Annotated in this window: 11 protein-coding genes, 1 tRNA gene and 1 pseudogene; 5 read left to right on the top strand and 8 right to left on the bottom strand. The window is 42.8% G+C overall.

The window, feature by feature from the left end:
- Nucleotides 1–151: pseudogene (locus tag A3KS_RS23630) on the top strand (IS110 family RNA-guided transposase); the annotation flags it as partial.
- A 332-nt stretch (nt 152–483) separates the two neighbouring features.
- On the opposite strand, the gene A3KS_RS0116630 reads toward A3KS_RS23630, so the two are convergent.
- Nucleotides 484–1,281, bottom strand: coding sequence for a hypothetical protein (locus A3KS_RS0116630; RefSeq protein ID WP_026395862.1), 798 nt, complete (start codon nt 1,279–1,281; stop codon nt 484–486).
- 255 nt (nt 1,282–1,536) lie between these two features.
- On the opposite strand from A3KS_RS0116630, the gene A3KS_RS0116625 reads away from it, so the two are divergent.
- Together A3KS_RS0116625 and A3KS_RS0116620 are read left to right on the top strand one after the other, a co-directional pair.
- On the top strand, nt 1,537–1,983 hold the full coding sequence (locus A3KS_RS0116625) for a PH domain-containing protein (protein WP_035356619.1): 447 nt from the start codon (nt 1,537–1,539) through the stop codon (nt 1,981–1,983).
- Nucleotides 1,984–2,042: 59 nt separating this feature from the next.
- Nucleotides 2,043–2,807, top strand: a complete 765-nt coding sequence (locus tag A3KS_RS0116620; RefSeq protein WP_026395860.1) for a hypothetical protein — start codon at nt 2,043–2,045, stop codon at nt 2,805–2,807.
- Between the two features lie 108 nt (nt 2,808–2,915).
- On the opposite strand, the gene A3KS_RS0116615 is transcribed toward A3KS_RS0116620, so the two are convergent.
- From A3KS_RS0116615 to A3KS_RS0116605, 3 genes are all read right to left on the bottom strand, one after another.
- Nucleotides 2,916–3,932: a radical SAM protein gene (locus A3KS_RS0116615; RefSeq protein ID WP_026395859.1), complete on the bottom strand. Its 1,017-nt coding sequence runs from the start codon at nt 3,930–3,932 to the stop codon at nt 2,916–2,918.
- Between the two features lie 66 nt (nt 3,933–3,998).
- Nucleotides 3,999–4,358, bottom strand: coding sequence for an ArsR/SmtB family transcription factor (locus tag A3KS_RS0116610; protein WP_026395858.1), 360 nt, complete (start codon nt 4,356–4,358; stop codon nt 3,999–4,001).
- A 91-nt stretch (nt 4,359–4,449) separates the two neighbouring features.
- Complete coding sequence (locus tag A3KS_RS0116605; protein WP_026395857.1) at nt 4,450–4,815, bottom strand: diguanylate cyclase; 366 nt, start codon at nt 4,813–4,815, stop codon at nt 4,450–4,452.
- Nucleotides 4,816–5,027: 212 nt separating this feature from the next.
- On the opposite strand from A3KS_RS0116605, the gene A3KS_RS0116600 reads away from it, so the two are divergent.
- Nucleotides 5,028–5,103: transfer RNA gene (locus A3KS_RS0116600), tRNA-Val, on the top strand.
- 137 nt (nt 5,104–5,240) lie between these two features.
- Here the strand turns inward: A3KS_RS0116600 and A3KS_RS0116595 are convergent.
- Both A3KS_RS0116595 and A3KS_RS0116590 read right to left on the bottom strand, forming a co-directional pair.
- Nucleotides 5,241–5,945, bottom strand: a complete 705-nt coding sequence (locus tag A3KS_RS0116595) for a GntR family transcriptional regulator (RefSeq protein ID WP_026395856.1) — start codon at nt 5,943–5,945, stop codon at nt 5,241–5,243.
- Between the two features lie 12 nt (nt 5,946–5,957).
- Nucleotides 5,958–6,587 (bottom strand): cobalamin B12-binding domain-containing protein, encoded by a 630-nt coding sequence (locus tag A3KS_RS0116590; protein ID WP_026395855.1) that lies wholly within the window; start codon nt 6,585–6,587, stop codon nt 5,958–5,960.
- 219 nt (nt 6,588–6,806) lie between these two features.
- Here A3KS_RS0116590 and A3KS_RS0116580 point away from each other — a divergent pair, with 219 nt between their 5' ends.
- Nucleotides 6,807–8,801 (top strand): fructose-bisphosphatase class III, encoded by a 1,995-nt coding sequence (locus A3KS_RS0116580; RefSeq protein WP_026395854.1) that lies wholly within the window; start codon nt 6,807–6,809, stop codon nt 8,799–8,801.
- A 63-nt stretch (nt 8,802–8,864) separates the two neighbouring features.
- On the opposite strand, the gene A3KS_RS0116575 is transcribed toward A3KS_RS0116580, so the two are convergent.
- Complete coding sequence (locus A3KS_RS0116575; RefSeq protein WP_035356617.1) at nt 8,865–9,638, bottom strand: formate/nitrite transporter family protein; 774 nt, start codon at nt 9,636–9,638, stop codon at nt 8,865–8,867.
- A 141-nt stretch (nt 9,639–9,779) separates the two neighbouring features.
- The coding region (locus tag A3KS_RS21710; protein ID WP_026395789.1) for a formate--tetrahydrofolate ligase at nt 9,780–10,118 on the bottom strand (339 nt) is incomplete at its 5' end.

Here is a 10,118-nt window from a genome sequence, read left to right as displayed (position 1 = left end):
GACCAAGCCACAGGATGATGCTGTTTATCAGTTTCTCGATAAGAAACGTGCCCAAGGCAAGCCTTACTATGTTTACATGACCGCAGGCGCTAATAAGTTTCTGCGTATCTACTATGGACGAGTAAAAGAATACCTGCTATCTCTTTCATAACACTCACCACAAATATCCTTATCTTCAGACCAACGATAGTTGCTGGTCTTTTTGTCGTGCTTCATTATCTTGAATATAACTTTTTACAAAACTTTCAATTTCCTATTGACTTTTTATTTGCAGGCTTTTTATAGTAAATTCTATGTGCCGGGAGCTTTATGCAACTCTAAATTGCCTTTAATCCCTGCGATTGTTATCGTCTCATACTGGTATTATATGCGAGCAACCGCCAAATTACAAAGACTATCGGGGCAAACCACGGATTTTTTACCCCATACCAAACAAAAAACCATCCATTGATGAGACGGATGGTTTTTGTCGTTACGATAAATTTAACGGGTAAATATTCTAACGATCAGGCTGATGGCAAATGTGATCAACGAAAAGATGACGGTAATCATTAATAATGAACTCATCAGAACATTGTATTTTAACACATCGACGGCCAGAATCGACTGGGACAAGCCGGTGGCATTAAGGATCAGCAAGATCAGAAAGATGAAGATCAGACCTTTTAAGGCACCCTTGATGTCCGCCGGACTCAGGGAAATATGGGCAGAAATACAAATTGCCAGAAACAAAAACAGATAAAAGCCGATGTTCTGGAAATTCTCTCCAGCAAAAACCAGCTTCAGCAGATCCAGATACGCGGTGAAAATCCCATTAAAAGAGGCCAAACTCAGAGTTTCCACTGCCATACCCTGGCTCACCACGGTCAAAAAACTTTCTAGCACCTGGGGCAACAACAGCCCCATCAGCACCATAATCACCAGCAGCCCACCAAAAATCGGGGCAATACCGATAAAGAAATTTCCCACTTGATGGTAAATGTTTTTAGTATTATAGGCATGGTTCACGTAACCCATCACCCCATCTCGATCCGGTCGCTGAAACAATTTGATGTCGATAATTTTATGGCCGAAGATCAGGGCGGTTATGGCGTGGCTGAGCTCGTGAATGGGGGTACCAATAACCCCGGTGACCATGATCGCATTTCGGCCCAGACTTTTCTGAAAATTTCGGTTGGTCTGGGTTTCCAGAACCCCGAGGAGCAATCCGGCCAGAATGATAACCCCAGTAAAATAAAGCGTTTCAAGACCAGTTTTTACAAATAGATCAATAATAAACATAAGCATTCCTTTTTTTGTTATTTTTTCTGATGATAGCATCCCTAAATTGGGTTAACGTGATTTTTGTCATTATACCTAAAAAAGGTTTAGGATTTCATTAAATTGATGGTTCCCTGTTTTGTTGTGATTTTTATTTTTTCTGTGATTATCCCTTTCTTCCCGGGGTAGAAAAGGAGATAAGCGAAACCTTGTGTTTTGTTAGAAACCAGGACTGTGGAAATGGTTTTAAATCTATTTTTAAAAAAGGAGAACATGATGGCAAAACTAAATTTTGGCGGTCTTGTCCAAGGCGCCCTGGGAAATGCAGTTGAGGTAAACGCTGAAGAACTGAGTAATGAGTATTCAAAGTACCTGTTTGAAGGAGAAGTCATTCAAAATGGATTCAAACTGATTCGTGATGTAATTATCTTCACCGATATCCGCATTATTTTCGTGGACAAGCAAGGTGCCTCTGGTAAAAAGACTTCGATTAAATCAATTTACTTATCCCACATCATCGACGTGGAAATGGAAACCGCCGGTTCCGGGCTGGATGACAGTGAAATTACTGTTACCTATCTGGAAAACGTCAATCGCATCGGTCACAATGAAATATTTGGCGCCCAAAAGTTTGAATTTGGAAAAAAAATGGACATCACCCCGCTTTACCGTATTTTAGGCACACTAGCCCTTAAAAACCGGAACGAAATCAACGGCAAATAGCCTTTGTATTGGAGTTCGATTTGAAAAGCTTATGAGTAAAGAAAGGTCAGGTTAAATAAATGAAAAAGAATAAATTAATTTTGATGTTTTTAGCGGTATTATCAGTATTGCTTCTCGCCGGCTGTAGCGGCAGTGGCGGCGACGCTGGCAAAACTGATGAAAACCAGGCCAATGGCGATAAAACTACCACGTTGGATGAAAGTCTCAGTGGCGCAGCACTACTGAGCAGTCTAAATTTCAGCTACCCGGATGCCCTTAAAATGACCACTCAAACTACAGTGGCCAATAGTTTGAATACCACCTCCACCACCTTTACTAAAGGCGATAACTTCCGGATGGAAATGGAAATGCCCGATATTGGCAAACAGATTACCATTTACAATGCCGCTGAAGGCGTGACCTACCAATATACCGAAGGCCAGACCGCCGGATTTTCTTTTAAAGATCAGGAAATCACCTCCGATCTGGGCGATCTGAACCTTGATGAAGGGGTCACCAGCATTGACGACATCGCCGATGTTTTTCCTGAAAACGTGATCGCCCGGGTGGAAACCCTGGACGGCGAAAAAGTGATCTATATCGAAACCACCGAAAATGATGGGCAAAACGGCACTGTTGATATGCGAATGTGGTTTTCAACCAAATATGGTGTACCACTGAAAACTGAAATTCTCAGCAACGGCACCTTGTCCATGAGCTCGGTTGTCACTGATATTTCTGCCGACGACATTGCTGACAGTCAGTTTATCCCACCGTCCAACGTTGTCTTCACCGATTATTCGTCCATGAATCTCGATGATCTCACCGCGGTTCCCAACCCCTGATACGAAAACAAGACCATTTAAACATAAAAGGCCTGAGCTAATGCCAGGCCTTTTATGTTTAATATTTTTTATCACAATTCCATGGTGTTATTCTCTATCCGCCAACTATCAGGGGCAGCGGATAAAATTACGGACCCAGAGGCAGTCCGAGCAAGAGGGGGTATTAAAATAGCAGTCGTATTTGGTGTCTTCCACCAGGCTGCAGCCGCCCCGGAGATCGCAGTCAATACAAGAAGGATACTGGTTGTTATAGACAGTGTTCCAGAAATTCTGATAATCCTTACCTTCTATAATCGCTATTAGGGGGTTTTCTTTAACATTACCAAAAGAATGTTTCAGCACTCTTTTTTTATCGCCAAAAACATATTCATCATAACTGTTGGCCAGCCGATAACAGGACATCACCTCGCCGCCGGCATCCACATAGATATAACCCTTATCGATAAAGGTACAGCGCCGTTCCGTCTTCAGCTCCATATCGGGGATGTTGATCTTAATGTCGCGATAGGTGAAGATTTTTTCCAGATAAGCCTTACCTTCGGGGTTTTCATAGCGATTGTAAAAAATATCATCTGCATCTTTCTCGTTAATCGGCTGTAGATGGGACAAGGACAATCGGTGAAAACCATAATGCCGCATCATTTTCATAATATCAAACAGTGCTTCTGAATTGCTTTTTGTGAGCACATAGGCAATCCCGACCTTAGGTGTGGGGGAATGGTTCTGTTTGTGATAATCGGAAATGATTTCAAAGGTTTTGATCAGCTGATCCTTAACCCCCTGGGAATCTTCATGATACTGATCCGCTGAAAAATAAACCTCGGTGAATTTTTCGCAGACCAATTTTGCCTTTTCTTCAGACATGATCCCGTTACTGGTCATAAACAGATCGTAGCCGGCAAACATTTCAACCGCTTCCTTAAAGTAAGGATAGATTGTTGGCTCTCCAATCCCACCAAAAAAAACTTCCTTCAGGGTCGGAAAGGCTTTTACCTGCTCTCTAATGGATCTAAGCAATTCCAGATCCATATCCCCTTCAACCGTATCCCAGGTATGCCGAAAACACATCTCACAATTCAAATTGCACCGGTTTGTGAGTTCAATATAAATTCGTTTAAGTTCCATATTATTCCTCGCTTTTTTAACAACATCCGACCATTGAACCGGGTTTTGCTGTTTTCGCTCATTTTTTCAGCCAATCAAGGCGGTAATCTGATGGCAGGTCAATTCGCTGGTCTTATAATTTCCCAGTTTATTTAATTCCTCCACAAGAAAATCTTCCCGCTTCAATTCAGTTTCAAAAATTGCGGTGATAAAAGGATGTTCTGACAAAACTTGCTGATTGATTTTATAATAAGCAAACTTATTCTCCCGACGATTTTCCAGAAATCCGGCTTCACTCATTAACCGCAGATGTTTTGATAAATTGGATTGAGAAATCCCCAACAGGTATTCCATCTCGCACACACATAACTCCTGGACATAAAGCAGATTCAGAATTCGCAAACGATTATTATCCGACAAAATCTTAAGTATTTCAATGACAGTCATTTTTAGCTCCCCTTTTTACACATGATCGATAATTCATATGTATTTTTACTCATATAGTATCGCCTGCCTACAACTTTGTCAACTCTTATTTTTATCCGATGCCCGATCCTCTTTCATCTAAATAAAAGCTCTGTCCATCGCTGTTGCGTTGTGAACAAATTAAAGAGTTGACTAATATATTAAACAATGTCATAAGGAAAACCCAAATCGGTGATGGAGAGTCTTGTTTAACTGCAATCCGGTTTCTTCCTGAATTTTTGGCTTCATATCGATTTTTGTCAGCGCTATCAATAAACGCTGGGACTACCTCCCCCTGATACTCCGCAACACCGCCACTGATCGTTATTTTCAACCCATCAGCAAATTGAGAGGCTTCGATTCTGGAGCGAATTCTTTCACAAACCAACCCTGCGCTTTCATTGTTCAACATCTTAAGTTCATCAATGATCTCAATCAACTGTTCTCTGGTATAATTTGAATAATCTCTTGTTTTACTCTCCTGTTGCCAAATTTTTCAATTGTGGCTCACCTTATCAAAATCGATAAAATTCAGCCACTTATCATCTGTTCTCCTCATGTGCTTGTCAAGTCCACTTATTCCAACCAATCTTTTTAAAAAAAGCTTTACTTTTTGCAAAGATTCATGTAAAATGATCAAGCAGTAAAAGTGATCTCGTAGCTCAGCTGGCAGAGCACTACCTTGACATGGTAGGGGTCGATGGTTCAAGTCCATTCGGGATCACCATTTATAAAATAACAAAGCCATTTGCATGTTTAGTGCAAATGGCTTCTTTTGTGTTTAAGAATACTGAAAGCCGGGTAACTCTGATCTATTCGTTTTCAATTATTTTGCCCTCTCCGGACAGCTATTTATGAATTTTTCTAAAAAGTCGTTTCTGCTGTTAGGGTGAAGTAGTTCCGTTTGATATAAAATTCATTGTAACTGATGGGCATATTGTCTTCCATGGAAATAATATTCTGGGATACCAGAAAACAACAGTCGTCATGATCAATTTGAAGGTTTTCCCGTACTTCCAGGGGCGGGTGGACGATATCGATATTGAGAATTTTTTTATGCTGAAACTGAAGCTTACCCTTTTCCATGATCCCATGAAAATTGGCAAAATTAATCACATCTTCGACAATCGGATTGCCCTTCTGGTAGGGCAAAAAGATTGATGCATACTGAATCACCTCATCTTTTATTTTAGTCGCCTTCTGAATCTTAATGACCTTTTCAAACGAACCGATTTTTAGCTCCCGCATCAGTTTCCGGCCCGGCGTAATGACCCCTACGCTGACCAGTTTAACCTCCTCAACTTCCCCCTTCAAGCTGTCGATTTCATCAAAGTAAAACTGATACTGGTTAGCCGAGGGTTCACAGACATAATTTCCTTTGCCAGGAATAGTATAAATGTATTTTTCATTGACCAGCAGCGCCAGACTTTTACGCAGGGTGGTACGGCTGACATCGAACTGCTCAGACATTTCATTTTCCGAAGGCAGCAGATCACCGGGCTTTAAGATGCCCTTTTCAATTTTTCCTTTGATGTCATTGACGATATCAAGATATAGAATTTTTCTCATTCCATCACCCATTCATTGCAAAAGCCATTGCTTACAGATATTAACCCCTTCGATGGCATCGCTGGAGTAGTCATCGGCCCCCACATATTTCGCATAATCCGTTCCCGCCAGAGCACCTCCCAGAATGATCTTCAGATCATCCCTGAGGCCCTGGGCAACGATTTCATCAATGACCTCTTTGATGTTTTCCACCACTGATGTAAGAATCCCACTGATCCCCAGAATGGCGGGTTTTTCTTTCCTGATGATTTCAATAAACCGTTCGGTGGAGACATCAGTACCCATATCGATAACCTCAAAGCCTTCGGCCCGGAGCATGCTGATAAAAATATTCTTGCCGACATCATGGATATCATCGAAAACCGTACCCACTACGATCTTGCCCAGACTCCTGCCATCGATCAGCTGGGTGCTATCCATCCCCATCATACTGAGCAGGTTGGACACCAGTTCCCCAGCCATAATCAGATCGGCAATATAGTACTCCCCTTCTTCATAGCGAACTGCTACCCGCTGCAGAGCAAAATTCAGCTGATTGGCAATGTCTTTTTTATCTTTTCCTGTTTCAAGTTCTGCCGCTACCAGTGCCATTGCCCGTTTTTCGTCAATTGCCTCAACAGCCGCAATAATTTTTGTCTCCATCTATTCCACCTGTTCATTTAAAACTAAGATTTTGAGTAATTTATCCGGTCTTTTACCAGGCCCGGTTTGTTTGGTTATGCATTTCATTTTATCACGGAATCCTACTTTTGTCTTTAGCTGGTCCAGATATTTTTTAATGGCTTTTTAATGCTTTCAAGTGTATAATCAGGACGAAAACATTTACATTATTTTAACACGAATTTAAAGATAGAGGTCGATATGAACAGTTATACAAAAATACAACTTCAAGAAAATCAGAAATATCTGGAGCTCCTTTCACAAAGCTTTCCCAACATAACCAGCGCCGTCGGCGAGGTCGTCAATCTGAAAGCGATTTTGAATCTCCCTAAAGGAACCGAGCATTTTCTCACTGATATCCATGGCGAGCACGAAGCCTTCAATCATGTGATGCAAAACGCTTCCGGGGCCATTAAACGCAAGGTCCACCAGGAACTGGGAAACACCATTGCCTTTGAAGAACTGGAAGAATTGTCAACCCTTATTTACTATCCTGAAGAAAAAATCGATCTGATTAAAAAGGAACGGAGCCGGGAATCGTTGGACAACTGGTACAAGCTGACCATTTACCGACTGGTGAAGGTCTGCCGGGCGGCGGCTTCAAAATACACCCGTTCCAAGGTGCGAAAAGCCCTACCTAAAGATTTTGCTTATATTATGGAAGAGCTGCTGCAGGAGGACGAACACCGTTTCAACAAACGAGAGTATTATCAGGAGATCATTGAGAGCCTGGTTAAATTAGAACGAGCTCAACACTTTATTGTCGAGATTTCTGGGGTTATCAAGCGGCTGACTATTGATCACCTGCATATCATCGGCGATGTCTATGACCGGGGAGCCGGACCCGACGAGGTTATGGATACCCTGATGCGCCATCATTCTCTGGATATGCAATGGGGCAATCACGATATTCTCTGGATGGGCGCTGCTGCCGGCAATGCCGCCTGTATTGCCAACGCTGTCCGGATTGCCCTGCGTTACGCCAACATGGATGTGCTCGAAAACGGCTATGGGATCAATCTGCTGCCTCTCGCTTCCTTTGCCAACCGGGAATACAGCGATGATCCCTGCACCAAATTTGCGCCAAAAATTTCCGACAGTCACACCGTTTCTGACCAGGAAACCGCTCTGATGGCCAAGATGCACAAAGCCATTGCGATGATCCAGTTCAAACTGGAAGAATGCATGATCGACAATCATCCCGAGTATAATATGGAAAAACGGCAGTTGCTCCGTCGTATCGATTTTGACAATGGCACAATCAATGTCGAAGGTGTTATTTACCAGCTTAACGACACGAATTTCCCCACTCTTAACCCGGCTGATCCCTGCGTGCTGACGGAAGAAGAAACCCTGGTAATGGATCGCCTGGTTTACGCTTTTTTACACAGCGAAAAGCTCCAAAAGCACATCCGTTTCATGTATGCCAAAGGTAGCATGTACAAGGTCTTCAATGACAACCTGCTCTTTCATGCCTGTGTGCTGATAAATGACGACGGCAGTTTTAAGGAAAAAGAAATCGCCGGCAAAACTTATGCCGGTAAAAGCCTGATGGATAAGTTCGACCAGATGGCCAGAGAAGCTTATTTCGGTAAAACCGACATCGATGAAAACCCCACCCGCACCGATTTTTTGTGGTTCCTGTGGTGCCATGAGGATTCGCCACTATTTGGCAAAGATAAGATGGCCACCTTTGAGCGTTATTTCATCGATGACAAAACACCTCATAAAGAGCATCACGCACCGTTTTATCTGTTAATTGACGATGATGAAGAACTGGCCCGAAAAATTCTGGTAGAATTCGGGGTTGACCCGGATTCGGGCCACCTGATCAACGGCCATATCCCGGTGAAAGCCACCTCCGGAGAAAGCCCGATCCGGGCTAAGGGCAAACAATTAGTCATCGACGGCGGCTTTGCCCGGGCCTATCAGAAAACCACCGGCATCGCTGGCTACACCCTGACCTACAATTCCTACGGACTGATTCTGATCAGCCATGATCCCTTTGAATCGGTAGAAAAGGCCATTTCCGACGGGGTCGATATCAAATCCACCCTGATGGTGGTGGAAAAAACCACTGAGCGAAAACGGGTTCGGGACACCGATACCGGCAAAGCGATCATGACCCAGGTGGAAGATCTGGAAATGCTGATCACTGCCTACCGCAAAGGACTGATCAAAGAAAAACAATATTAGCCAATACCGCAAAGAACCCCTGCCGTATGACAGGGGTTCTTTTTTAGTTTTATAAATTATTCATTAAGCTGCTTTTTTAGCATATGTAAAATGATAGCAAACCGGAATAATAATAGCCCCACCAATAATATTTCCTAGTGTTACCGGAAGAATATTGTTCAGGAAAGCCTGGGCCCAGGTTACATCAGCGCCACACAAAATACCCATGGGGATGAAGAACATGTTGGCCACACTATGTTCAAAGCCGGACAAAACAAACAGCATGATTGGGAACCAGATGGCAAAAATCTTGCCGATGATGTCTTTTGCGCCGGATTGCATCCAGACAGCCAGACAAACCAGCATGTTACAGAAAATAGCCCGGATAATAACTGGCATTAAAGGAATCGCACATTTAGCTTCAGCAATACCGATCGCTTTTGCAGTCATGGCTTCGCCATAGAGACCACTTTGTGACATTAACCAGGCCAATAAAAGCGAACCAATCAGGTTGGCAACCCAAACCACGCCCCAGTTACGCAGCATTGCGCCAACAGTAATTTCTTTTTTGAAAAGTGATAAGGTCATCAGATTATTACCAGTAAACAGTTCGGCACCACAAATAACAACCAGCATCAAACCTACCGGGAAGACGCCAGCTCCAATGTATTTGGCAAAGGTGGCTTCAAAGCCAGTTCCAGCGCCAGAAGTAATTACTGTAAAACCATATGCACCAAATGCAATAAAAACACCGGCAAAAATACCCAGAACCATCATTTTACCAATCGATAGTTTGGCCTTGTTATTACAGCCTTTTACCATATTATCGCAGATTTCTGCGGGACTAAAAAAATTCATATTCGTTCTCCTCGTTCAAAGTTTAAAATTTAAGGACTCTTTCAGGGATAGTTTATCGTTTTCACACATAACTGTTTATGAATAATGAATTAAGAGGAATCCCAAAGGATCCCTCAATTTTTTACTGAATTTTTGTCGTTTCTAGAATAAGCCAGCAATTACGCCGTTTTCATCGACATCAATTTTTTCAGCTGCTGGTACTTTAGGCAGACCAGGCATTTTCATGATTTCGCCGGTGAGGGCGACAATGAAACCTGCTCCTGCGGAAATATTGACCTGACGAACCGTTACTCTAAATCCGGTTGGACGACCCAGTTTGGTGGCGTCATCGGTTAATGAGTATTGGGTTTTAGCCATACAGATTGGCACCTTGTCAAAACCAAGAGCGGTCAATCGTTCCATTTCTTTAGCGGCTACTGGTGTAAAGTCGACGCCGTCAGCGCCGTAAATACGGGTCGCAATCGCTTCGATTTTTGCTTT

This window comes from Acetobacterium malicum subsp. dehalogenans DSM 11527 (genome assembly GCF_000472665.1).
GTDB classification, from domain to species: domain Bacteria; phylum Bacillota; class Clostridia; order Eubacteriales; family Eubacteriaceae; genus Acetobacterium; species Acetobacterium malicum.
The sequence above is the reverse complement of the archived record's forward strand: the minus strand, read 5'-3'. Positions and strand labels throughout refer to the sequence as shown.